The organism is Bradyrhizobium paxllaeri (assembly GCF_001693515.2).
Classification (GTDB): Bacteria; Pseudomonadota; Alphaproteobacteria; order Rhizobiales; family Xanthobacteraceae; genus Bradyrhizobium; species Bradyrhizobium paxllaeri.
This window is the reverse complement of sequence record NZ_CP042968.1, coordinates 5,521,594-5,543,265: the sequence shown is the minus strand read 5'-3', so window position 1 is coordinate 5,543,265 and position 21,672 is coordinate 5,521,594. Positions and strand designations below refer to the sequence as shown.

The following is a 21,672-nucleotide window of genomic DNA, read 5'->3' as shown; positions in this document are numbered from 1 at the left end:
CGAATCGTGCGATAAGAATGCACCATCAAAGCTTGGGACTAAACACCTAGAGGGTTGAGTTATTGAGTCGAGTATTTGCCGACTTTGGGGTACGCATACGACGAAGACCGCCTGATTGACGCATGCGCGCGGGCGCGGCGGGCTCTATGATGGCGTTGCGTGAAGGTCAGGCGGCCTGCTGACCGGCGGCTTGGCGCAGGAGTTTCCATTCCCAGGGCAGCAGTTCGTGCAGACGCGAAGCGGGAAGATCGGCGATACGGGCGAGGACGTCGGCGAGCCAAGCCTTGGGATCGACGTCGTTGAGGCGACAGGTCGTGATCATCGTCAGCATGATGGCGGCACGGTTGGCGCCACGCTGGCTGCCGGCGAAGGTCCAGTTGCGCCTTCCCAATGCGATGCCTCTCAATGCGCGCTCAGCACAATTGTTGGTCAAGCAGATCCTGCCATCGTCGAGGAAGCTGGCGAAGTCGTCCCAGCGCCTGAGCATGTAGTTGATCGGCTTCAGGACATCGGAGGAGCGCGAGAGGGTTTCGCGCTCACGCAGCAACCAGGCGCGCATGTCATCGAGAAGCGGCTTGCTGTTTTCCTGGCGCACGGCGCGCCGCTCGTCGGCGCCACGGCCGTTGATGGCGCGCTCGATCTCGAACAACGCATCGAGGCGCTTGACCGCCTCCAGCGCGATCGGAGAGACCGGCTTGCCCTTCTTACCTTCCCGAGCATTTTTCTCGATGTCAGCCAGCTCGAAGAAGCCCCGCCGCGCATGGGCAAAGCAAAACGCCGGCGTCATCGGCAGCACTTTCCGCTGCGGGTCGAACAGCGGCTCGAAGCCGCTGTAACAGTCGCACTGCAGGATACCCGTGAAGGCGGCCAGATGCTTCTGGGGGTGCTCGCCTCGTCGGTCGCTCGAGGCGTAATAGACCGCCGCCGGCGGCGCAGGCCCGGCGAAGGGCCGGTCATCCCGCACATAAGTCCAGATCCGCCCGGTCGTGCACTTGCCCTTCGCCAGGATACGGATGGTGGTGTCATCGCCATGCAGGCGCTCGGCCGCGAGCACATGGCGTTCGATCAAGTGGAAGAGCGGCATGACGGCGAAGGTCCCGTGGCCGACCTGATCGGCCAGCGTCGACAACGGCAGGTCGATCCCTTCGGCCTTGAAGCGCGCACTCTGGCGGTTGAGCGGGATATGCATGCCGAACTTGTCGAACAGCATCGTCGCCAGCAATTGTGGGCCGATGAAGCCACGCGGCGTGGCATGAAACGGCGCCGGCGGCTGGCTGATCTTCTCGCAATCGCGGCAGGTAAATTTCTCCCGTACCGTCTCGATCAGCTTGAAGCGCCGCGGGATCTCCTCCAGCGTCCCGGTCACATCCTCACCGATCTTCGCCAGCCGCGATCCACCGCAGCAGGCACAGGTCGTTGGAGCTTCAATGACGACGCGCTCGCGTTCGATGTCATCCGGCCATGGCTTGCGCACCGGCCGCTTGCGCATGAAGGGGCGGACGTTCTGCGTCTTCGCCGCGGCGGCCTGCGCGGCAAGCTCATCCTCGCTCGCCGTGGTGACGAGCTCTTCCAGCTCCAGCTCCAGCTGCTCGAGCAGCCGTGCCGTGCGTTCGGAGCGTTGCCCGTACAGTTCGCGTTTCAGCTTCTCGATCCGCAGCTCGAGATGCGCGATCAGCGCCTCGGTATCCGACAGTTGCGCCTGCGCATTCGCGGCTTGCGCCTGCCAGTTGGCAGCCACCGCCTCAGCTCGCAGCCGTGCCTCACGCTCGGCCTGCAGCGCCGCCAGGGCACTGACGAGGTCCGATGGAAGATCGTCCGGCTTCGATATCATGAAGCCATTGAATCAGATCAAGCAGCAGATTCAAACCGTAAAAGCGGCTATCCGACCCGCGTCGGCCGATGGGTTTCTTGAGGGTTACGCCAATCGATCCCGGACAGCAGATAGCTCAACTGCGCCGGCGAGATCGTTACCGATTCTCCGGCAACCGATGGCCAGATGAACTTTCCTCTCTCGAGTCTTTTTGTGAACAAGCAGGCTCCCTGGCCATCGTGCCAGATCGCCTTCACAAGATCGCTGCGGCGACCGCGGAAGACGAACAGATGACCGCTGAGCGGGTCTTTGTGCAGCACCTCCTGCACTTGGAGTGCCAGCGACGGAAAGCCTCTGCGCATATCCGTGTAGCCTGTCGCGAGCCACACTCGCACATTCCCCGGTATCGCAATCATCGGCGTCCAAGCACATCGAGGACCCGCGCCAACGCCTCCGAATCGACGTGCGCATCCACCCGGATGCACCGTCGGTTGCCGAGATCGATCTCTATCAATCCAGTACGCGCGGCTGCCACGGAGCGAACTCGGCCATCAACCGTAGGCAAAAGCCTCGGAGTTTCCTCAGCCGATGCCGCTACGGCAGCGATCTGCACCGGCGTAAAAGATGGTACAACTTGTTCCGATGTCCGTGCTTGTCGACGCCAGGTAAACACCAAGCTGGCCGCTACTCCGTTGCGACGCGCAACCTCAGTCACCTTCGCGCCCGGCGCCAATGTCTCCTCGACAATCCGTGCCTTGTCGTCCTGCGACCAGCGCCGCCGCCGCTCCAGCCCACCCAAAACCTCGACCCGCATCGCCTGATGACCTTAAAGCTAGACTTAAGGCCACACGCTTCGCGAATTGCCACCCGTCACGCAAGACGGCCCCCGTCGGATGCGTACACTTTGGGAACCGGAACCGGCGAAGCGTCGGACGCTTTGCGAATGGTCGACGCGCATCCGGACCATTCGTATCGTCTTGACCGGTCATGTGAGGTCAGGCCGGACGGCGCCTTCGCTTCCTCGTCTCGCGGGCGAACCAATCGTCTTCGTTCGCCTGAGACAAGGCGACCTTTTCGCGCTGGAAGATCGCTGGGCTCATCAGTAGGTGCCCTTGTCGAAGGCGTCGCGAGGGATTACTGGCTGCACTGCTGCTACCCACGGCGCTCCACGCCACCTCCGTCGCTATCACCCACCCAACCGGGCAAATCCAATAGCCAGGGCGAATACGGCATCGGAGAAAACTTGGGCGTAAGGTCGCTAACCCGATGAACCAGAGTTTATCGCTAATCGCAAAGTCGGCAAAATATAGCTCCGTAGCGGAGCGTCCTTGCCGCGATGCGCTTCCAAAGCTCTTCCTGCCTTCTGAAGGCGTGAACAGCACAAGGCCGCTGTTCGTTCTGCGCCTTCCTATCCTGCTCGACTGATCTCCAGACGGAAGGCGCGGAGCTAGCGCACTAACGCTAATCACAGTTCCGGAAATCACAAATCGCTTGAGGCGAGCAGGCGCGTCGAGTTTAATGATCTGATACGCAATTTGATTGAAGTGATTCGGAGAGAAGAACATGCCCAAAGGCAAGGTGAGGCTGTTTAAGGAGGATAAGGGTTACGGCTTTATAGGGCCTGACAGCGGTGGTGAAGACCTCTTCTTCCACGTGAGCAGCTTATCGCCCGGTGTAACGCTCAAGCAAGGCGACCGCGTCAGCTATGAAACCGGTGTAGACCACAGGACGGGACGTGGTCGAGCCGAAAAAGTCGTGATCGATTGATCATAGAGACTTGGGCAGATTCATCCCGGCCCATACGAAGGCTTATCACCGAGGGCGTCAGAGCGCCTTTAGCTTCTCCGACACGATATTGCTCTGCGAACAGAACTTGCTGCACTATGCTACCGGAGTGGCCACACCCGACACAGCGCGAGAATCACGCACTCGACCCAAGCTTGCCGCATACCTCGTACTCCAGTTTACGACATGAAGTCGGAGGGCGTTATCTCGAGTCGGTTGGCATGCAACGTGTAATCGCGAACGCCGTGCATCTCGCAAAACTTTCGTTTGGCGAGATCTACAGCCTGCGCATTGTCTAAGACATCCAAGTCGACTATGCCCTCACAGATGTCACACTACTTGGCCGTTCTCGCCGAGAACATTCTTATAAAATCGAGCGATAATGCGCGACATACATATGATCTTGCTTTACCCGTCCAGAATGAACAGCCAGGTTTAGTCTCCCGACTGGCATCGATTGATCTTCGTCAACTTGCCGGAACGCGTCGGGGTCGGAGCGCCTGCTTATTCACATCGGCCAACCTGAATTCGTTCGACTTGAGCTCGCTCAATGCGACCAGCCAACCTCGCGTGCTTGAATAGCCTAATCGACAGCGAGGGCTGGCCTTGTACAATTTTCTCGAGCAGACGGTTGCCCATTACATGACGCGAGAGCCTCGGACGGTTTGGCGCGATATGACGGTGTGCGAACTTGGCGACCTTTTCGAGAAGGAAGATTTCAATGCCTATCCAGTCATGGACGGATCGCATGTGGTAGGCATCATGTCCAAGCTTGACTACCTGTCCTGCTTCGTTTTCAGGCCGGCGCGCATCCTCCCGCGCTACCCCGACCTGATGCAGCGGACGGTCGTTGATCTGATGAGGGCGGAATTTATTTATGTCGCGCCGTCAACGAAGTTGACCCGCGTGCTGGAGCTGATGGTCAACCACCGCCTTCGCAGCATGCCGGTGCTCGAAAGCGAGCAGCGGCTTGTCGGCATCATTTCGAGCAAGGACGTAATGCGAGCGCTGCAGGATTGCGCCACGGCGGATGCTGTTTCTCGCCCGATCTCATAGGCGACTGCCTTAATGCACCCTTCAATCTTCGATCTCCAGCAATAGATATGCGCACGACAATCCGTGGCGCGGTAGGCGCGGTTCGTTCCAGTCGTTGCCTAATCGTTAATCGTCTCTCCAACATGATGGCGAAGTTGGATTGATCTGGACGAGGTCCAAACGAACGCAATGTTCCAGAATTCGGATTGGTGAGGTGGAACAGCGCTTCCGCTTCCCTTGTTCCGTGGCGGACCGCGCGCGGGCGGCGAACCGATTAGGCCGCCCACCGAGACATAGTTGCCGGGAACGAACGGTGGTCCTTGAAATGAAATCGCATCCTGGCAGAGTGAGGAATTAGTGTAACACCCGGCCACCTCCTTAGTTTTCCTCATTCGCCGCCGTTTTGCGATGCGACGCGCTTCGCCGCGGGCCCGCCGAGCGTGGCGTCGATCCTGAAGTCATCTCCAGGGACGCAACGATCATATGGCCGGTGCCCGCGCCGCGTTTGGGGGAGAGCCCGGCTCTTACGAGAAAAGTGCGATGGCAGAATCGGCTTCAGAAAAGGTTGTTCGTGGCGATCCTGCTCTGTTCACAGCCAGCTTGAGTGGTGGTGGGAGCTGCTGCGGGCTTTATCAGGCCCGTGATAATTATGCTGACCAGCGGCCCGAGCGGGGTGACCGTCTGTTCACGAGGTGGTGCAGCAGGCCAGAGACTGCGATAGCCGGGCGCGCGCCTCGATCTGGTGCGATCTAGAAGCCTTGGATCTCATTGAAAGCTCGGGCTCGCCTCCTCAACGACGTCCGCGGGGCCGCCGAACGGTATAGCCTCACGGCATCTCCGGCGATGATCTGCATCAACCACGTCATACCTACGGACGCTACACTGCATCAGCCGCGGGAAAACGCGCGCATGAGGCGTCTGCAGGCTGCGATCGGAGGAACGTGTGAAGATTTCGGGTTCGAGGGAAGGAACACATTGGCAATCGTGTCACGATTGCACAGCGAGGGGCTTTGCCATCTGCGCAGCGCTCAACACCACCGAATTGCGCGAATTGGCCCAGCTGTCGCGGCATGTTCGTTTCGAATCCGGCGCCACGGTATTCGCACAGGCAAACATAGCCACGTCATTCTTCAGCGTGCATAAGGGGATCCTGCGTATCTACAAGCTGCTGCCGGACAGCCGGCGCCAGATTGTCAGTTTTGCATTGCCGGGTGATTTCCTCGGGCTCTCCACCTTGCCGCGGCACGAGTTCTCCGCTGACGCGATCGGCCGCGTCGCGTTGTGCCAGGTCGCCAAAGAGTCGTTCGCGACATTCTCCGAGAACCGGCCGCGGTTGCTGTGCCGTATGATGGAATTGGCCGGCCGGGACCTGGCCCGGGCACAGGAACATATCGTCTTGCTCGGACGGCGCTCCGCCGAAGAGAAGATAGCCAGCTTCCTGATCGGGCTGGCGCGACCGACTGAATGGAATTGGACGTGAAGGAGAAATTCTGACGCTGCCGATGAAACGGCTGGACATCGCGGATCATCTCGGGCTCACCATTGAGACGGTGAGCCGTACCTTCTCGAAGCTCGAACGTGGTGGTGTGATCCAGATCTTTGCTGGTGGCGTCGTCCTGTTAGATGCCGCGCGCGTCGAAGCGTTGTCTGCGGGCGTAAGTTGAAGCGCATCGAGTTGGGTTCTTTTACCTCTTTTGATCAAGGTCAAAGACGCATCCCTTGAAACCGCGATATATTCGCATCGACGCTAATGGAGTTCGTCATGCCCGCTGCGCTCTTGGTTTCCGCCGCTGTCATCTCGGTCTTTGTGATTGTCGCCGCTGTTCTTGCTTGGGCCAGTGTCCAATCACCGGGGTCGCATCAGGCGACCCCGGGAGGGCGCAAGCGTCGTCCATTCTGATTCCTAGTGAAGTCGCTGGAGGTGGTGCAACACGCCCGCCGATCGTGCGGGTAGCTCATCGGGGCTGATCCCAATCAAAGGCAACACAGCGAATCGGGCTGACGGGGCAGACGCGCATGCAAAGAGAATTGCACATGCAGCAAGTTCAATCCGCGACATGGATGACCCACGGTGAAGCCGGGCTGATGCTATTCTTCTCGATGGCAGCTTTCGTTTGCGCGTTCGCAGCAGCCATGGCGCTGGACGCGCCGTTCGCGTTCCATGCTTCGCTCGCTGCAGTGGCAAGTGGCGCCGCGTCGTTCACGATCATGAACCGGTATCTCGATCGTCCCGTCTCGCTGCCGCCGCAGAAAATTAACGACAAGCCGAACTACAATCTCGGTCCGATCAAGTTTGCTTCCTTCATGGCGATGTTCTGGGGCATCGCCGGATTTGCGGTCGGCTTGTTGATCGCGTCCCAGCTCGCATGGCCCTCGCTCAATTTCGATCTGCCATGGACCAGCTTCGGTCGCCTGCGGCCGCTGCATACGTCGGCCGTCATCTTCGCGTTCGGCGGCAACGTGCTGATCGCATCCTCGCTCTATGTCGTGCAGAAGACCTGCCGTGTGCGCCTGGCGGGCGATCTCGCCCCCTGGTTCGTCGTCATCGGTTACAACTATTTCGTTCTCGTTGCCGGCACCGGCTATCTGCTCGGCATCACCCAGTCCAAGGAATATGCCGAGCCGGAATGGTATGCGGATCTCTGGCTGACGATCGTCTGGGTGGTGTACCTGCTGGTCTTCCTGGGGACCATCATCAAACGAAAAGAACCGCATATCTTCGTCGCCAACTGGTTCTACCTGGCTTTCATCGTCACCATCGCCGTACTGCATCTCGGCAACAATCCCGCCGTGCCGGTGTCGATGTTCGGCTCGAAGTCCTACGTGGCCTGGGCCGGTGTCCAGGACGCCATGTTCCAGTGGTGGTACGGGCATAACGCGGTCGGCTTCTTCCTAACCGCCGGCTTCCTCGCCATCATGTACTACTTCATCCCGAAGCGCGCCGAGCGGCCGATTTATTCCTACCGCTTGTCGATCATCCATTTCTGGTCGCTGATCTTCCTCTACATCTGGGCCGGTCCGCACCACCTGCATTACACGGCACTGCCGGACTGGGCGCAGACACTCGGCATGACGTTCTCGATCATGCTGTGGATGCCCTCATGGGGCGGCATGATCAACGGCCTGATGACGCTGTCGGGCGCCTGGGACAAGCTCCGCACCGATCCCGTGCTGCGCATGCTCGTCGTGTCGGTCGCCTTCTACGGCATGTCGACCTTCGAAGGGCCGATGATGTCGATCAAGGTCGTCAACTCGCTCAGCCACTATACCGACTGGACCGTTGGCCATGTGCATTCCGGTGCGCTGGGCTGGGTCGGCTTCGTGTCCTTTGGTGCGCTCTACTGCCTGATTCCATGGCTGTGGGATCGCAAGGGGCTCTACAGCCTGAAGCTGGTCAACTGGCACTTCTGGACCGCAACTATCGGCATCGTTCTCTACATCTCGGCGATGTGGGTGTCGGGAATCCTGCAGGGCCTGATGTGGCGCGCCTACACCTCGCTCGGCTTCCTCGAATATTCCTTCATCGAGACCGTGGAAGCGATGCATCCTTTCCACATCATCCGCGCCGCAGGTGGAGCGCTATTCTTGATCGGGTCGTTAATCATGGCCTATAATCTATGGATGACAGTGCGGGCAGGCGGGGCGGAATTGGCTACAGAGCTCGGGATGCAGGCGGCGCAATAAGGAACGATCTGATTGCCTTCTGGACCCGCCATCAAATCTTCGAAAAGAATTTCGTTATCCTGATCGCGAGCATTCTGGTTGTGATGCGATCGCGGCCTTGGCCGAGATCAGGCCGCTGTTACCTGAAAAGCACAACTGAGGTGGTCGATGGCGTCAGCCCGGCGCTTCTGACGACGACGAAACGCCGGCTCCGTGCCGCGTCGAGCGGATGTCGGAATCGCGGCTGTAACGCTTGATCGTAGCGCCTTGTCCTCGCGCGCCCTGGGCAGCTGCTTCCGAGGTTGATCTAGCGCGATACGGTCGGCTGTTTCGTCCCTAATACTTGACCCGCTCAACCGTAAAGGAGGGGATTATGTCATCGGCCATAAGGACGTAATCGATCGGCGGTAGGCCCTTAGGCAGGTTTTCGGAGTGGCTCAGCCGATTCCTTGATGCCGCCGAGCTCTGCGCTGTTGGGTTGCCGAGCTCGATCGCACACGACTTCACGTCTTAGCCCACCGAGCTAAATCGACGGGCATCTATCAGTTTGGGAACCTCTCAGGTGGCTCCCCGAAAGGTTGTCTCGTGCATTGTCGAATCCCGAATACGAAAATCCGGATACAGAGCAGCGTGCATGGTCAAGACAGGCGTTGCCATAGGCAAGGGGATGTTCTTGCAAGGGCGTGTCTGTATGACCGAAAAAGCCCGACGCACTTTGCTAAAGGGAAAAGCAAGAGGTGCGTCGGGCTGCAACCTGAAGGTTGCGGGCATCGGCACGGCTGAAGGTCCGTGTCCATGCCCAATATCACCCTTGCAAACGACGTGCCGCTCGAAAGCTGCCGATGATCTGCGTCTAGTCGGCCCAGGGAACGGCCGCGCGACATTCTTGGATTGAGAATAGTGTCGCAATTACCACGTTGCGTAGCGAGACTTTGTCGGCCACCAAACAATCCTGCGCCATGATGAGCTGGGTGCTTCGCTGTTTGCGAGCCGTGTCCGTGCAAGCCTCGATGAGCAGCTTCGCACCAGCCGTCGGCCAACATGCCCTCTCAGCGGTCTTTCGCGATTGAGCCCTAGACTCGCAATTGTGGGGTTTCCGCCGCGTGCGCTGGCTGATCCGAAAGCAGCGCAAACACGCAGCGGGCCTTGCAGGTGGGAAACGGTCCGAGGCCACGCAAAAAAGTCGGCCACCGCGATGTCTTGGTAAAATGGACTGCAATTCGGCCAGAGCTTACGCCTGGTCACCAGAGCGTCCTGCGCGAATGAGGCGATTTAGACAAGGGTCGCTGAACGCATGTCTTTATGTATCAACAGCATAGATGCATCCCATCGAAACAATCGATTTCACCAGTTTTGCGGAATGCTGTTAGAAAGCGCGCATAGTCTGGTGCAAATGGCACACACACTCGGCGTCACTTCCATGGCGGATGAGTGATCACAGGCGGGCGAAGCATTGGCGGACAGCCTCTTTTCCGTGGGGTTCATCTTGAAGCATATCTTTGATGACCGCCTCAAGATTACGTGACCGACGCACTTGTCGAGCTTCACGCGATCGTTGCGCCGAATTCCCTGAATAGAGCAGAAGGAAGCGAAACCTGATTTCATTTGGAACGTATATCGGCCTTCCCGTGGCTAAAGTTAACGGCGAATGCCCTCGCCGTAAATGAACCGCCGGCACCCTCCCTCTGCCGGCGGAAGCTGGTGCGATGTGTAGCAGCGTCGCTCCCCCCCAGACTGACTTCCGCCCGGCCGCCGAAAAGGGGGCCGGGCATTTTTTTTGGCGAGCAGGAGCGCCAGCTTGCAGATCTTGCATTTGATCTCACTCACGCCCATGAATTCAGGGGTCGGCGCCGCGTCCTCGCACCAATCCATCGATAGGTCCCAGAACGGCCCATCGGATTAGTTGATGTCTGTCAGCGGCCTATTATTCCGCAACGATAGTGGGCCGGCAGAAAAGCTTTTTTCCTAAGGACAGGCATGGCATTTACCACGTTGCGCTTCGGCCAATCGCCAGGTTCGCATCAAATGCATCGCGGTCAGCATCCTGATTTGTTGACCTACGAGTTGACACGCGATGAAGGCTCTGGATGGAAAGTTGAAACCTGGGCGCTATCGTGGAGTGGTAAATTCCTTCGCCGATCGCCGATATTCCCAGTTGGCGCGACACAATTCACCAAAATGTCCGGTCAGCAGCGGGCGCTCGCCGGTGTCCCACGCACCTTTGATGAATTGCATCATGGCGCAGGGAAAGCCATGCGCAACGCACCGCATGATCATGCCGAGAGCCGAGGAGGATTTCCCTTTGCTCGCGCAGGTATGGACGATGATGAGTCCCTTCTCACCGCTCTTGGCGGCTATCATCCGGTCGCGCGCTGCTTTTTTTCTTCGCCATTTGGCCGCATGGCGGGCGTCCAGCGAGGCTTCAGAGGTCACAGTTTCGTCCTCAGCGGCATCAGGTTCGGAAGTCATGAGCACGCTCCTATGGCTTGACAAGCTGCACGCTTGGGCAAATGGTGGGGTGGCGTTGGTTCCTGTCCTAGGACAGGCGAAGAGGGAATGCGATAGGGCTCTAGCCGCAAAGCTTGGACCTGAAGCGCAGCCGCCCCCGCGACCGTGACCGGAGAGATCTCTAGGAGCCACTGACCCGTCAAGGGTTGGGAAGGTGGAGATCGAAGGGAAAACCTGCTCCGCAAGCCGGGAGACCTGCCAGCGCAGAGACTTGGGACCGGCGGACGGGGTGCTCCGCGACGGCAACGAACCGTAGTGTCTCCGGTTCGTGCGCCTCATCGCCTCCGCCAAAAATCGAGGAGGGCGATGACCGTCACGCTTCATGTCTGCATCACCTGCCGTGCCGACCAACCCGTAAGAGAAGGCAAAATCACGCCAGGCGCGCGTCTGCACAGCGCCATTCTCGCCGGCGTGCCGGAAGACGTCCACGTGGTTCCGGTCGAATGCCTGTCTGCTTGTAGCCAGGGTTGCTCGGTCGCGCTCAGCGCGCCTGGACAGTGGTCTTACGTCTGCGGCCGCCTGTCCGACATAAACGCGCCGGACGTGATCGCCGGTGCTGCGGCCTATGCGGCGGCGGCCGACGGCGTCGTGCCGTGGCGCAGCCGGCCGGAGATCTTCCGCAAACAATCGCTTGCCCGCATTTTCACCGATTACCATGAAACGGATCTGCTGCTCGCCGCAGACTATGCCGTGCATGAGGCGGGCCTTGCGGCCGCGGCGGCGCGCCTCGGCGCGGCCACACCATCGCTCTACCACCTACGCGACACATCCCGATCAGCCGCGTGCTCGCTCGTTGACCGAGGAAATTTCGCGCGTTGTGCGTGCGCGTGCGGCCAACCGAAATGGATGTCCGGCATGATGCGCCACGGCTTTCAGGGCGCGGCGGAAATCGCTGCCACGCTAGAGCATATGGCCAGCTTTGCACATCTTGCCGATGCGGTGCCCACGCATCTCTTCGATCTCTATTACGACGCGATGCTTGGCAGCGACAACGTGCGCACTTTCATGGCGCGCGAGAATCCGGCGGCGCTTGCGGCGATCGAGACTTGCTTCACCCGTTTGAATCAAGCTTCGCCCTGGAGGACACGGCGCAATTCGATTGCGGCCGCGCTGCGGGAGGCTTCATGAGCGCTGTTGCGATCAAGGGCTGGTGCCCCAGCGCCTTACGGCCGATGCGGTCGGGAGATGGGCTCGTGGTTCGCATCCGGCCGCACGGTGGCCGGCTGGCTCCGAAGCAGGCAGCGGGAATTGCGGCGCTGTCCAAGCGCTACGGCAACGGCCTGATCGATCTGACCAGCCGGGGCAACCTGCAAATCAGGGGTGTCAGTGATCAAGGTCATCGGCCCTTGATCGAGGAACTCTCACGGCTGCACTTGCTCGATCCCGATGCGGAGTCGGAAGCGCGGCGCAACATCCTTGTCACGCCCTTCTGGAGCGCCAGTGACGATACCTGTTTTCTCGCAGCAGAACTTGAACACGGGCTTGTGATGGGACCGCCCGGCCTGCCGACCAAATTCGGCTTCGCCGTTGATTGCAGCACAGAGCCCGCGCTGGCCGGCGCCTCCGCCGACATCCGCATCGAGCGCAGCACCGCGGGAGAGCTGATCGTGCGTGCCGACGGTGCGGAGCATGGTCGTCCCGTCTCGCGGACAGGAGCGGTAAGCGTTGCGCTCGCGCTTGCCGAGTGGTTCGTCGACTCGGGCGGAGCCAGGGAGGGGAGAGGGCGAATGAAAGCGCATGTCGGGGCTGGCGCAAAACTGCCCGACGCGCTTCGTAGCAACGTCAAGCCGGCTTGCATGATCGCGGAGCCGCGTCCCGGACTTTATCCGCAAGGCGCGATGGTCGCTGCGGCTTTCGGACAGCTGACACATGCCGCTCTCAGCCATCTTGCCGGATGCTCGCAAGGATTACGGATGACGCCCTGGCGCATGATTATGGCGGAAGGATTGCGCGAAATGCCCCACTGCGAGGGCCTCGTCACCCAAGCGGACGATCCGATCCTGCGCGTCATCGCCTGCAGCGGTGCGCCCGCCTGCTGTGAGGCGCATTCCGATACTCGTGCACTTGCAGCGTCGCTTGCGTCGCATATTGCCGCGGACGAGAGGCTTCACGTCTCTGGCTGTGCCAAAGGCTGTGCCCATTCGGGGACTGCTGCGCTCACCCTTGTTGCGACCCGCGAGGGATTTGATGTCATCCGCAGCGGCTCAACGCGGGATACGTCTAGCCAGCGTGGAGTAAGCGCAGGCCGAATGATCGCGGATCCTTCCGTTCTAACGGGATCGCCCTGATGACGCACGTCTATGAAACCGATGGTGCAACGATCTACCGTCAATCCTTCGCCACCATTCGCGCGGAGGCGAACCTTGAGCGATTTTCCGCCGACGAGGAGCCGGTGGTCGTGCGGATGGTCCATGCCGCCGGCATGGTGAGTCTCGAATCCTGCATCCGCTTCACGCCCGGCATGGCGCGCATCGCGCGGGCTGCGCTGCAGAACGCCGCGCCTATCCTCTGCGACGCACGCATGGTGTCGGGGGGAATTACCCGTGCGCGCCTGCCGGCCGGCAACGCCATCATCTGTACGCTTGACGATCCTAAGGTTCCCTCCCTCGCGCAATCCATGCGCAATACCCGCTCAGCCGCAGCGCTGGAATTGTGGAGGCCGCATCTGGACGGCGCGATCGTCGCTATCGGCAATGCGCCGACCGCGCTATTTCACCTGCTCAACATGCTGGAGGATCGCAACTGTCCAAGACCTGCAGCGATCATCGGTTGTCCGGTCGGCTTTGTCGGCGCGGCTGAAGCCAAGGTTGCGCTGATGGCTGACCAGCCTGCGCCGGCGCTGACGGTCGAGGGGCGCCTTGGCGGCTCCGCAATCACGGTCGCCGCCGTGAACGCGCTGGCGAGCCGGAACGAATAGCTATGGGGCGCATCATCTGTTGCGGCCTCGGGCCAGGAAATCCGGACCTCATGAGCGTGCGCGCCGATCGTGAGGTCCGTGCGGCCAAGCACGTAGCCTATTTCCGGAAGAAAGGGCGGGCCGGCCAGGCGCGCCGCATCGTCGATGGACTACTGGCAAAGGACGTCTGCGAGTATCCGATGGAGTATCCGGTCACTACGGAGATCGCCTTCGATAGTCCGGAATATGTTGGCCTCCTTACCGGCTTTTACGACGAGTGGGCGGAGCGTCTTGCGCGGATCGCCCGCGCGGCCGACATCGTCGTTCTCTGCGAGGGCGATCCCTACTTCTACGGTTCCTTCATGCACCTCCGTGCACGTCTGCAGCGCCGCGTCGAGATCGAGGTGATCGCCGGCATTCCCGGCATGGCTGGCTGCTGGAATTCGGTCGGCCTGCCGATCGCCCTCGGCGACGACGTGATGACGGTACTGATGGGTACGCTGTCGGAACACGAGCTCGAGCAACGCGCGCGCAATTCCGATGCGCTCGTCATCATGAAGACCGGTCGCAATCTGAAGAAGGTGCGCCGCGCGCTTGCCGCCGCCGGCCGCCTTGGCGAGGCATGGCTGATCGAACGCGGCACTATGCCGGCCGAGCGCGTCGCGCGGCTGAAGGACGTGGACGAGACCGAGTGCCCCTATTTCGCGGTCGTGCTCGTGCATGGGCGGGGACGCCGGATAGAGGCGGCCGAATGACGGGCATATTGACGATCGCGGGACTTGGGCCGGGCGACCAGGCGCTAGTCACGCCGGAAGTCTCCGCCGCGCTCGCCGCCGCGACCGACGTCGTGGGCTATGCGCCCTACGTCGCGCGAGTAGCCCCGCGTGAAGGACTTACGCTGCATCCATCAGACAATCGCATGGAGTTGCAGCGCGCAAGCGATGCATTGCAGCTGGCATCGGAAGGACGCCGTGTTGTCATGGTTTCTTCGGGAGACCCAGGTGTTTTCGCCATGGCAGCGGCTGTGTTCGAAGCACTTGAAGTCTCGCCTCAATGGCATGGGCTTGCAATCCGCGTTATGCCCGGCGTGACTGCAATGCTGACAGCCGCCGCGCGCGCCGGCGCGCCACTCGGCCACGATTTTTGCGCGATCAATCTCTCCGATAATCTGAAGCCGTGGTCGATGATCGAGAAACGCTTGCGGCTTGCCTCCGAAGCCGACTTTGCGATCGCGATGTACAATCCGCGCTCAGTGAGCCGGCCCGAGGGTTTTGAACGCGCGCTCTCGGTGCTGAAGGAGGCAGGTTGCGGCGAGCGCCTCGTGATCTTCGCCCATGCGGTCAGCACGGTCGCGGAGCGAATTGAAACCGTGATGCTGCGCGAGGCACGGCCCGAGATGGCCGACATGCGAACCCTTGTCATCGTCGGTAATTCGGCAACGCGCCGCGTCGGCCGCTGGGTCTATGCACCGAGGCATGCCCGATGACGGAGCCATTGCATGACCTCCGCCACGCTTTCGACTCGGGGCCTGTCAGGCAATTCGGGCCGCTTGAGCATCACGACGGGAAGGCCGAGCTCGCGCGCGGCGTCGATCTTGGCGCGCGCGCCCGCTCCACCGGAGTTGCGGGCAACAACCCATTCGATGCCGCGCGCACGCATCATCTCCAATTCGCCGGCGAGGGTGAACGGTCCGCGCGACACGATGACATCGACGTCCGGAAACGGCAGTGGTCTATCGGGAGGATCGACAAACCGCAAAGTGTAGGCGTGCTGCGGCCTGGCGCTGAAAGCTGCGATGTGCTGCCGTCCGATCGCAAGAAATACCCGCGCGCAGTTGTTCGGCAATGCTGCCGCAGCGGAGGAGATATCCGCGGCCTCGATCCAGGTGTCGCCGGTCCCTTTTGCCCAGGGCGCGCGCTCGAGCGCGATCAGCGGTGTTCCGGTCGTCTCGCACGCTGCAACCGCATTACGGCTCATTTCGGCCGCGAAGGGATGGGTTGCATCGACAAGGTGCGTTATTCCCTCGCGCCGAATGAACTCGGCAAGGCCATTCACGCCGCCGAACCCTCCGATGCGGGTCGGCAGCGGCTGGTTCGCGGGGGCGCGGGTGCGACCTCCATAGGAATAGATCGCATCACACCCCGCGCGCGCCACAGCGTCTGCGAGCAGATTGGCATCGCTTGTTCCGCCCAGAATGAGGGCGCGCATCATGCATGATCCCTGGCTGACGGTAATCGGCATTGGCGAAGATGGCCTTGCCGGCCTCTCGGATGCAAGCCGAAAGGCGCTTGCGGAAGCCGAGACGGTGTTTGGCGGCGAACGGCATCTCGCGCTGGCAGGGATTGCCGACCGCGGCCGTCCCTGGCCGGCGCCGTTCGAGACAGATTGCGTGCTGGCCTGCCGCGGTCGTCCGACGGTGGTGCTGGCCTCGGGCGATCCGTCCTGGTACGGCGTAGGAGCTAGTCTCGCGGAACGGCTCAGCAAGAGCGAATGGATTGCGCATCCCGCGCCCTCGACATTCTCGCTTGCCTCGGCGCGGCTCGGATGGCGGCTTGAATCTGTCGTCTGTCTTGGAATCCACGCGGCGCCATTTGAACGCCTGGTGCCGCATCTGACACATGGAGCACGCATCATTTGTCTCGTGCGCGACGGCAAGGCGCCCGGCGATCTGGCCAAATGGTTGACGGCGCGCGGCTGGGGCGATTCACGGCTGTGGACGCTCACCGCGCTCGGCGGTCCCCGCGAATCCGTGGCGCAATATCGGGCCGACAGCTACGCCGCAGATGGCGGCGCGGGGCCGGTGGCAATTGCGCTGGAAACCAATGGACCGCACGGCGTTCCGCGCAGCTCCGGCCTTTCGGACGCGCTCTTCGTGCATGACGGCCAGATCACCAAGCGGCCGATGCGCGCGCTCGCGCTTTCGACGCTGGCGCCGAGATCCGGCGACAGATTATGGGACATTGGCGCCGGTTCAGGTTCGATCTCGGTAGAATGGGCTCTCTGTGGGGGCACGGCGATCGCCATCGAAGCGCGGTCTAATCGCGTAGCGAATATCCGCAGCAACGCGGCAACCTTCGGTCTGACGCATCGGATCGCCATCGTTGAGGGAATAGCGCCTGATATCCTCTCACGCCTTGAGACACCGCAAGCCGTCTTCATCGGCGGAGGGCTCGACGCTAGGATGTTCGATTCGGTGTGGTCGCGCATTGAGCCGAGAGCAAGGTTGGTTGCGCATGCCGTCACGCTGGAGACCGAGGCGCTACTCTCGGACCTTCATCAACGCCACGGTGGCGAGTTGATGCGAATCGAGATTGCGCATGCGGGTCACCTCGGCCGCTACCGCTCCTGGGAAGCGGTGCGGCCGGTCGTGCAATGGAGTGCAGTCAAGTGAAGGTCGCAGGTCTGGGGTTCAAGCGGGAGGTCACACTGGCTGCGCTGCGCGAAGCTCTCGCCGCAGCGGGCGGTCCTGAAGATCTCGCGGCGGTTGCAACCGTCAGCGACAAGGCCGAAACCGCCGCGCTCAAATTGCTGGCGCGCGAACTCACCGTGCCGATCCGGCCTGTTTCGGCCGATGTCCTGGCCGGCATTGCCACGCCCACACAGTCAGAATCCATCAAGGCGAAGTTCGGTACGGGCTCCGTCGCCGAAGCCGCAGCGCTTGCGGTCGCCGGCCGTGGTGCGCGCCTCGTTTCGACGCGGGCCGTCTCGCAGGATCGGACGGCGACCGCAGCGATCGCGGAAGGAGACGCCGAATGACGGTGCACTTCATCGGCGCCGGACCGGGAGCAGCTGATCTGCTCACCTTGCGCGGTCGCGATCTGATCGCCGCCTGTGCGGTCTGCCTCTATGCCGGCTCTCTCGTACCCGAGGGCGTTCTTGCCCATTGCCCAAAGGATGCACGGATCGTGAACACCGCGCCGCTGTCGCTCGACGACATCATGTCGGAGATCGTCACCGCACATCATGAGGGCAAGGACGTCGCACGGCTACATTCCGGGGATCTCTCGATCTGGTCGGCGATGGGCGAGCAATTGCGCCGCCTGCGCGCGCTTCAAATCTCCTATTCAATCACGCCGGGCGTGCCGGCCTTTTCCGCCGCCGCGGCCGCGATCGAGGCCGAGCTCACGCTACCGGATCTTGTGCAATCGGTCGTGCTGACACGGATGCCGGGCCGGGCGAGCGCGATGTCGCAAGGCGAGAAGCTCACCACCTTCGCCGCGACCGGTGCGGTGCTCGCCATCCATCTCTCGATCCATCTGCTTTCCACGGTGATTGATGAGCTGACGCCGCACTACGGAGGAGACTGCCCGGTTGCAATAGTCTGGCGCGCAAGCTGGCCGGATCAGCGCATCGTCCGCGCCACGCTCGGTACCTTGGACTCTGCTGTAAGCACCGAGCTCGAGCGCACAGCCGTTATTCTGGTTGGCCGCACACTGGGTTCGGAAGATTTCGGAGAGAGCCGACTGTATGCCGTCGACTATGACCGCCGATATCGGCCGATCGGGCCGACGCCGCGCTTTCCGGAAGGCTCGTGATGACGGCGAGCCTTGTCATCTCCGCGCCTGCATCCGGGGTCGGCAAGACGATGCTGATGCTGGCGTTGGCGGGCGCCTATCGCGATCGCGGGCTGAAGGTCCAGTGCTTCAAGAGCGGGCCCGATTATATCGATGCGCGGCACTTGCCGATCCGGAATCAACGACCGGGTTTTATATGAGGAAGCGACACATTCCCGGCGCTCGCGGCAAAACTGATCGAGCACGGTATGGCTGCCGACACGCCGGCGCTATTTGCAAGTCTCTTGGCCACGCGGAGGAGCGGATTGTCCGCACCACGATTGCGAAGCTCGTAGAGCAGCTAACGCAAACCGGCGCCGCAACGACGGCGCCGATCATTCTTTTCGGCACGCTGGCGGGAGAGACTCGATGATGACGCTGTCGCCCGATCTCGCGAGCCCCTTGACGTCTCCTCGTCGGAAGGAGCACACAGAGCAGGCATGGTGCTCGAAGCGGCGCAAAGCGCCAGAGCATAATTCGGAACGGGGAAGGGCGGACCTGAATGCGGCGCCCAAAGCCCGGCCGCCCCCGCGACTGTAAGCGGTGAGGGGCTCCGATCCGCCACTGGGCCATCAGGCCTGGGAAGGCCGGGGACCCGTTTCGAACCGCGAGCCAGGAGACCGGCCCTGCAGTTTTTAACGCTAACGCCGTCGGGTGTGACGGCAGAAGGGACTTAAGTCATGCATATCGAACCAGGTATCGTTACGGGCGCCAAGCTCGTGCTGAGTTATGCGACCGGTGCCGTTGCCGCCGGCTGCGCCTTCAAGCTCGTGGTCGAAACCGTGCGCGCGCAGGGGATTGTTTCGCTGGCGGTGCGCACCGTCGCAACAACGGTCCTGGTCTTCTCGTTCTTCGAACTCCTGCCGCATTTCCGGGTCGGGGTCTCGGAGGTGCATTTCATTCTCGGCTCGACGCTGTTTCTCCTGTTCGGCGCAGCGCCAGCCGCGTTCGGGTTGGCGCTTGGTCTTCTGCTGCAGGGGCTGTTCTTCGTGCCGACCGACCTGCCGCAGTATGGTATGAACGTGACGACGCTGCTGGTGCCCTTGTTTGCGATCCAGGCGCTGGCTGGGCGGATCATTCCTCGCAACACCGCCTATGTTGACCTGCAGTATCGGCAGGCACTTGCGCTTTCGACCGCCTATCAATCCGGCATCGTGGGGTGGGTCGCCTTCTGGGCGCTGTATGGTGCGGGCTTTGCGGCCGACAACCTCGCCTCCATCGCGTCTTTCGCCGCTTCTTACGCGCTCGTCGTGGTCATTGAACCGCTGGCCGATCTGACCGTGTTGGCACTGGCGAAATCGCTGCGAGGTGTGACTGCCGATGGTCTTGTTACCTATCGGCTTCACAACGGCGCCTGAAGATGACGTACGGGCGGTCGCAAGCCGCGGCCGCCCCCGTTTCATAACGTGATGCTGACACTCTCCCTGATAGGCATTGGCTGCGGCGATCCCGAGCAGCTCACGCTTGGGGCGATCCGCGCGATCAATGCGGCTGACTTGGTGCTGATTCCGCGCAAGGGCCCGGTGAAGTCCGATCTCGCCGACCTGCGCCGGCTGATTTGCGCGCAAGCCCTGACGAACAGCCGCACGCGCGTTGCTGAGTTCGACGTGCCCGTTCGCGACACTGCGCAGGAGAGCTACCGCAAGGGAGTGGAGGAATGGCACGACGCCGTCGCCGTGACCTGGTCCCGCGCAATTGCGGCGCATCTCGGTGATGACGGGCGCGTTGCCCTGCTGATCTGGGGCGATCCTTCGCTATACGACTCGAGCCTGCGGATCGCACAAAGGCTTGATCCGTTGCCGATAATCGAGGTCGTCCCGGGCATCACGTCGATCCAGGCGCTTTGCGCCGCACATTCACTGCCGCTGAACGACATTGGGGAGCCTTTTCTCGTCACCACCGGACGGCGGCTGCGCGAATGCGGTTGGCCATCCGGCGCCGACACGGTGGTCGTCATGCTCGATGGCGGCGCCGCGTTCCAGTGGCTCGATCCGAACGGACTACATATCTGGTGGGGCGCCTATCTCGGGATGCCCCGGCAAATCACCATGTCAGGTGCGCTCGCAGAAGTGGGGCCAATCATCGTCGCCGCCCGACAGGAAGCACGCGCCAAGCATGGCTGGATCATGGATAGCTACATCCTCAAGCGCGTGTCGTAGCACTCGTGCGAAGGCTGCTGGCATTTTGAACAATCACCAAGGGCAGGACGACATGCTACCCGAGTGCGTCTATCACGAGTGCCCGGGCGTTTCGACTGCCCATCGTGATGGCGCCCTTGCCCGTCAGGCCGAGCTCACCAAGCCGACCGGTGCGCTGGGTCGCCTCGAGCACCTCGCGATCGACCTGGCCGGTCCGCAACAAACCGAACGGCCTCGAGCCGAGCGCGTGCCGATCATCGTCTTTGCAGGGGATCACGGGATCGTCGCGCAGGGCGTATCGGCCTATCCTCAGGAAGTTACGATGGCGATGATGTAGAATTTCGCGTCAGGCGGTGCAGCAATTTCGGTTCTCGCGCGCGAACTGGGCTTAAGTCTGGAGATCGTCGATGCCGGAACGCTCGCCGAACAGCCCATCCCGGGAGTCGCGACAGACAAGCCGCGCCGCGGCAGCCGGAATTTCAGCAAGGAAGCGGCGCTCAAGTTGGGGAGGTCGCCTTCGCCTTCGACGGCGGCAAGCGCGCGGTCGCGCGCGGCCTCAGCGGAGCCAGATCTTCTGATCCTTGGTGACATGGGTATCGGCAACACCACGACTTCTGCGGCAGTTGCCGCCGCCCTGCTTGGCATCGGCGCCGAGCAGGTGGCCGGCAATGGCACCGGGATCGATGCCGACAGCCGTGCGCGCAAGGCGCACCTGATTGATGCAGCGCTGGCTCGTCATGCCCTTACAAGACCAGGAACTTCTGCCGAGCGGATCCTGTGTGCGGTAGGCGGTCTCGAAACTGCTGCGATTACGGGCGCGATCATCACCGCCGCTCAACGTCGGCTCCCGATCCTGATCGACGGCTTTATCGTGTCTGTCGCGGCATTGACGGCGGTGCTTCTTAATCCGTCGTGTCGGCCCTTTCTCTTATCCTCGCATCAATCGGCCGAGCAGGGGCGCCGCCTAGTTCTTGAGGCGCTGATGTGCCGCCGTTGTTCAATCTGGACCTCAGGCTAGGGGAGGGGGCGGGCGTCGCGCTTGCATTGCCAATCCTGCGGCTTGCATGCGCTCTGTACAATGGAATGGCAACCTTCGCGCAAGCCAGCGTTCCGAATCGCTCATAACGCGACATTCGGATTGACCGACACAATCCGCCAATCGTTCCGCAGCCGATCAATTCGGGTGATCGACAGCGGATCGATCACGAAGCGCAACGCTGCTTGCGGTGCGATGTCGAGGGCTACGCAGAGCGCGGCGCGAATAGTGCCGGAATGCACCACGAG

Annotated in this window: 18 protein-coding genes, 6 pseudogenes and 2 riboswitches; of the genes and pseudogenes, 18 read left to right on the top strand and 6 right to left on the bottom strand. The window is 61.6% G+C overall.

Annotated features, from left to right (window positions below):
• Positions 1–166: 166 nt before the first annotated feature.
• From tnpC to tnpA, 3 genes are read right to left on the bottom strand one after another with little or no spacing between them, the layout of a single operon-like run.
• A complete protein-coding gene (gene tnpC / locus LMTR21_RS26425; protein ID WP_148635933.1) occupies positions 167–1,831 on the bottom strand; it encodes an IS66 family transposase in 1,665 nt (554 codons plus the stop codon).
• 47 nt (positions 1,832–1,878) lie between these two features.
• Positions 1,879–2,199 carry an IS66 family insertion sequence element accessory protein TnpB gene (gene tnpB / locus LMTR21_RS26420; protein ID WP_430642467.1) on the bottom strand — a complete coding sequence of 107 codons (321 nt, stop codon included), beginning with the start codon at positions 2,197–2,199 and terminating at the stop codon, positions 1,879–1,881.
• Between the two features lie 23 nt (positions 2,200–2,222).
• Positions 2,223–2,624, bottom strand: coding sequence for an IS66-like element accessory protein TnpA (tnpA, locus tag LMTR21_RS42035; protein ID WP_148635932.1), 402 nt, complete (start codon positions 2,622–2,624; stop codon positions 2,223–2,225).
• A gap of 749 nt (positions 2,625–3,373) precedes the next feature.
• Between tnpA and LMTR21_RS26405 the strand changes: the two genes are divergently transcribed.
• The 5 genes and pseudogenes from LMTR21_RS26405 to LMTR21_RS42030 all read left to right on the top strand — a co-directional run.
• Positions 3,374–3,577, top strand: a complete 204-nt coding sequence (locus LMTR21_RS26405) for a cold-shock protein (protein ID WP_065754154.1) — start codon at positions 3,374–3,376, stop codon at positions 3,575–3,577.
• A 624-nt stretch (positions 3,578–4,201) separates the two neighbouring features.
• Positions 4,202–4,651: a CBS domain-containing protein gene (locus tag LMTR21_RS26400; protein ID WP_065754153.1), complete on the top strand. Its 450-nt coding sequence runs from the start codon at positions 4,202–4,204 to the stop codon at positions 4,649–4,651.
• 922 nt (positions 4,652–5,573) lie between these two features.
• Positions 5,574–6,294 (top strand): annotated as a pseudogene (locus tag LMTR21_RS26395) (helix-turn-helix domain-containing protein).
• 397 nt (positions 6,295–6,691) lie between these two features.
• Positions 6,692–8,314 (top strand): cytochrome-c oxidase, cbb3-type subunit I, encoded by a 1,623-nt coding sequence (gene ccoN / locus LMTR21_RS26390; RefSeq protein WP_141688393.1) that lies wholly within the window; start codon positions 6,692–6,694, stop codon positions 8,312–8,314.
• Between the two features lie 11 nt (positions 8,315–8,325).
• Positions 8,326–8,475 (top strand): annotated as a pseudogene (locus LMTR21_RS42030) (cytochrome-c oxidase, cbb3-type subunit II); the annotation flags it as partial.
• A 1,978-nt stretch (positions 8,476–10,453) separates the two neighbouring features.
• Here LMTR21_RS42030 and LMTR21_RS26385 read toward each other — a convergent pair.
• Positions 10,454–10,762: pseudogene (locus LMTR21_RS26385) on the bottom strand (cob(I)yrinic acid a,c-diamide adenosyltransferase); the annotation flags it as partial.
• A 39-nt stretch (positions 10,763–10,801) separates the two neighbouring features.
• Positions 10,802–11,018, top strand: a riboswitch (cobalamin riboswitch).
• Between the two features lie 89 nt (positions 11,019–11,107).
• Between LMTR21_RS26385 and LMTR21_RS41190 the strand changes: the two are divergent.
• The 6 genes and pseudogenes from LMTR21_RS41190 to cobJ form a co-directional block, all read left to right on the top strand.
• A pseudogene (locus LMTR21_RS41190) lies at positions 11,108–11,443 on the top strand (DUF1636 family protein); the annotation flags it as partial.
• 48 nt (positions 11,444–11,491) lie between these two features.
• On the top strand, positions 11,492–11,929 hold the full coding sequence (locus tag LMTR21_RS41185; protein ID WP_246175836.1) for a cobaltochelatase subunit CobN: 438 nt from the start codon (positions 11,492–11,494) through the stop codon (positions 11,927–11,929).
• The gene (gene cobG / locus LMTR21_RS26375) at positions 11,926–13,089 is read left to right on the top strand and encodes a precorrin-3B synthase (protein ID WP_065754151.1); all 1,164 of its coding nucleotides are present in this window, start codon (positions 11,926–11,928) and stop codon (positions 13,087–13,089) included. The genes LMTR21_RS41185 and cobG overlap by 4 nt, the downstream gene beginning before the upstream one ends.
• A complete protein-coding gene (locus LMTR21_RS26370) occupies positions 13,089–13,718 on the top strand; it encodes a precorrin-8X methylmutase (protein ID WP_065754150.1) in 630 nt (209 codons plus the stop codon). The genes cobG and LMTR21_RS26370 overlap by 1 nt, the downstream gene beginning before the upstream one ends.
• 2 nt (positions 13,719–13,720) lie before the next feature.
• Entirely contained in the window at positions 13,721–14,452 is a 732-nt protein-coding gene (locus LMTR21_RS26365) for a precorrin-2 C(20)-methyltransferase (protein ID WP_065754149.1), read from the top strand.
• Positions 14,449–15,183 carry a precorrin-3B C(17)-methyltransferase gene (cobJ, locus tag LMTR21_RS26360; protein WP_065754148.1) on the top strand — a complete coding sequence of 245 codons (735 nt, stop codon included), beginning with the start codon at positions 14,449–14,451 and terminating at the stop codon, positions 15,181–15,183. Before LMTR21_RS26365 ends, cobJ begins: the two co-directional genes overlap by 4 nt.
• On the opposite strand, the gene LMTR21_RS26355 is transcribed toward cobJ, so the two are convergent.
• The gene (locus LMTR21_RS26355; RefSeq protein ID WP_065754147.1) at positions 15,159–15,908 is read right to left on the bottom strand and encodes a cobalt-precorrin-6A reductase; all 750 of its coding nucleotides are present in this window, start codon (positions 15,906–15,908) and stop codon (positions 15,159–15,161) included. The genes cobJ and LMTR21_RS26355 overlap by 25 nt on opposite strands.
• On the opposite strand from LMTR21_RS26355, the gene LMTR21_RS26350 reads away from it, so the two are divergent.
• The 7 genes and pseudogenes from LMTR21_RS26350 (at position 15,907) to cobT (ending at position 21,513) form a co-directional block, all read left to right on the top strand.
• Entirely contained in the window at positions 15,907–17,088 is a 1,182-nt protein-coding gene (locus LMTR21_RS26350; RefSeq protein WP_065754146.1) for a bifunctional cobalt-precorrin-7 (C(5))-methyltransferase/cobalt-precorrin-6B (C(15))-methyltransferase, read from the top strand. The genes LMTR21_RS26355 and LMTR21_RS26350 overlap by 2 nt on opposite strands.
• Complete coding sequence (locus LMTR21_RS26345) at positions 17,085–17,453, top strand: cobalamin biosynthesis protein (RefSeq protein WP_065754145.1); 369 nt, start codon at positions 17,085–17,087, stop codon at positions 17,451–17,453. Before LMTR21_RS26350 ends, LMTR21_RS26345 begins: the two co-directional genes overlap by 4 nt.
• On the top strand, positions 17,450–18,232 hold the full coding sequence (gene cobM / locus LMTR21_RS26340; RefSeq protein ID WP_065754144.1) for a precorrin-4 C(11)-methyltransferase: 783 nt from the start codon (positions 17,450–17,452) through the stop codon (positions 18,230–18,232). The genes LMTR21_RS26345 and cobM overlap by 4 nt, the downstream gene beginning before the upstream one ends.
• Positions 18,232–18,366 (top strand): annotated as a pseudogene (locus LMTR21_RS26335) (nucleotide-binding protein); the annotation flags it as partial. The gene cobM and the pseudogene LMTR21_RS26335, both read left to right, overlap by 1 nt.
• Before the next feature lie 308 nt (positions 18,367–18,674).
• Positions 18,675–18,893: riboswitch (cobalamin riboswitch) on the top strand.
• A gap of 37 nt (positions 18,894–18,930) precedes the next feature.
• Positions 18,931–19,608, top strand: coding sequence for an energy-coupling factor ABC transporter permease (locus tag LMTR21_RS26325; protein ID WP_065754141.1), 678 nt, complete (start codon positions 18,931–18,933; stop codon positions 19,606–19,608).
• 51 nt (positions 19,609–19,659) lie between these two features.
• Positions 19,660–20,409 carry a precorrin-6A synthase (deacetylating) gene (gene cobF / locus LMTR21_RS26320; protein ID WP_065754140.1) on the top strand — a complete coding sequence of 250 codons (750 nt, stop codon included), beginning with the start codon at positions 19,660–19,662 and terminating at the stop codon, positions 20,407–20,409.
• Positions 20,366–21,513: pseudogene (gene cobT / locus LMTR21_RS26315) on the top strand (nicotinate-nucleotide--dimethylbenzimidazole phosphoribosyltransferase). The gene cobF and the pseudogene cobT overlap by 44 nt, the downstream one beginning before the upstream one ends.
• Here the strand turns inward: cobT and LMTR21_RS42025 are convergent.
• Positions 21,508–21,669: a histidine phosphatase family protein gene (locus LMTR21_RS42025; protein ID WP_430642477.1), complete on the bottom strand. Its 162-nt coding sequence runs from the start codon at positions 21,667–21,669 to the stop codon at positions 21,508–21,510. The pseudogene cobT and the gene LMTR21_RS42025 sit on opposite strands and share 6 nt — an antisense overlap.
• Positions 21,670–21,672 lie beyond the last annotated feature (3 nt).

What these genes read in the sequence shown, in the direction of transcription:
- LMTR21_RS26365 (WP_065754149.1), top strand. Translation starts at nt 13,721, where the DNA reads ATGGGGCGCATCATCTGTTGCGGCCTCGGGCCAGGAAATCCGGACCTC.
- cobJ (WP_065754148.1), top strand. Translation starts at nt 14,449, where the DNA reads ATGACGGGCATATTGACGATCGCGGGACTTGGGCCGGGCGACCAGGCG.
- cobF (WP_065754140.1), top strand. Translation starts at nt 19,660, where the DNA reads ATGCTGACACTCTCCCTGATAGGCATTGGCTGCGGCGATCCCGAGCAG.
- cobM (WP_065754144.1), top strand. Translation starts at nt 17,450, where the DNA reads ATGACGGTGCACTTCATCGGCGCCGGACCGGGAGCAGCTGATCTGCTC.
- tnpA (WP_148635932.1), bottom strand. Translation starts at nt 2,624, where the DNA reads ATGCGGGTCGAGGTTTTGGGTGGGCTGGAGCGGCGGCGGCGCTGGTCG.
- cobG (WP_065754151.1), top strand. Translation starts at nt 11,926, where the DNA reads ATGAGCGCTGTTGCGATCAAGGGCTGGTGCCCCAGCGCCTTACGGCCG.
- tnpC (WP_148635933.1), bottom strand. Translation starts at nt 1,831, where the DNA reads ATGATATCGAAGCCGGACGATCTTCCATCGGACCTCGTCAGTGCCCTG.
- LMTR21_RS26325 (WP_065754141.1), top strand. Translation starts at nt 18,931, where the DNA reads ATGCATATCGAACCAGGTATCGTTACGGGCGCCAAGCTCGTGCTGAGT.
- LMTR21_RS26370 (WP_065754150.1), top strand. Translation starts at nt 13,089, where the DNA reads ATGACGCACGTCTATGAAACCGATGGTGCAACGATCTACCGTCAATCC.
- LMTR21_RS26355 (WP_065754147.1), bottom strand. Translation starts at nt 15,908, where the DNA reads ATGATGCGCGCCCTCATTCTGGGCGGAACAAGCGATGCCAATCTGCTC.
- LMTR21_RS26405 (WP_065754154.1), top strand. Translation starts at nt 3,374, where the DNA reads ATGCCCAAAGGCAAGGTGAGGCTGTTTAAGGAGGATAAGGGTTACGGC.
- LMTR21_RS26350 (WP_065754146.1), top strand. Translation starts at nt 15,907, where the DNA reads ATGCATGATCCCTGGCTGACGGTAATCGGCATTGGCGAAGATGGCCTT.
- ccoN (WP_141688393.1), top strand. Translation starts at nt 6,692, where the DNA reads ATGACCCACGGTGAAGCCGGGCTGATGCTATTCTTCTCGATGGCAGCT.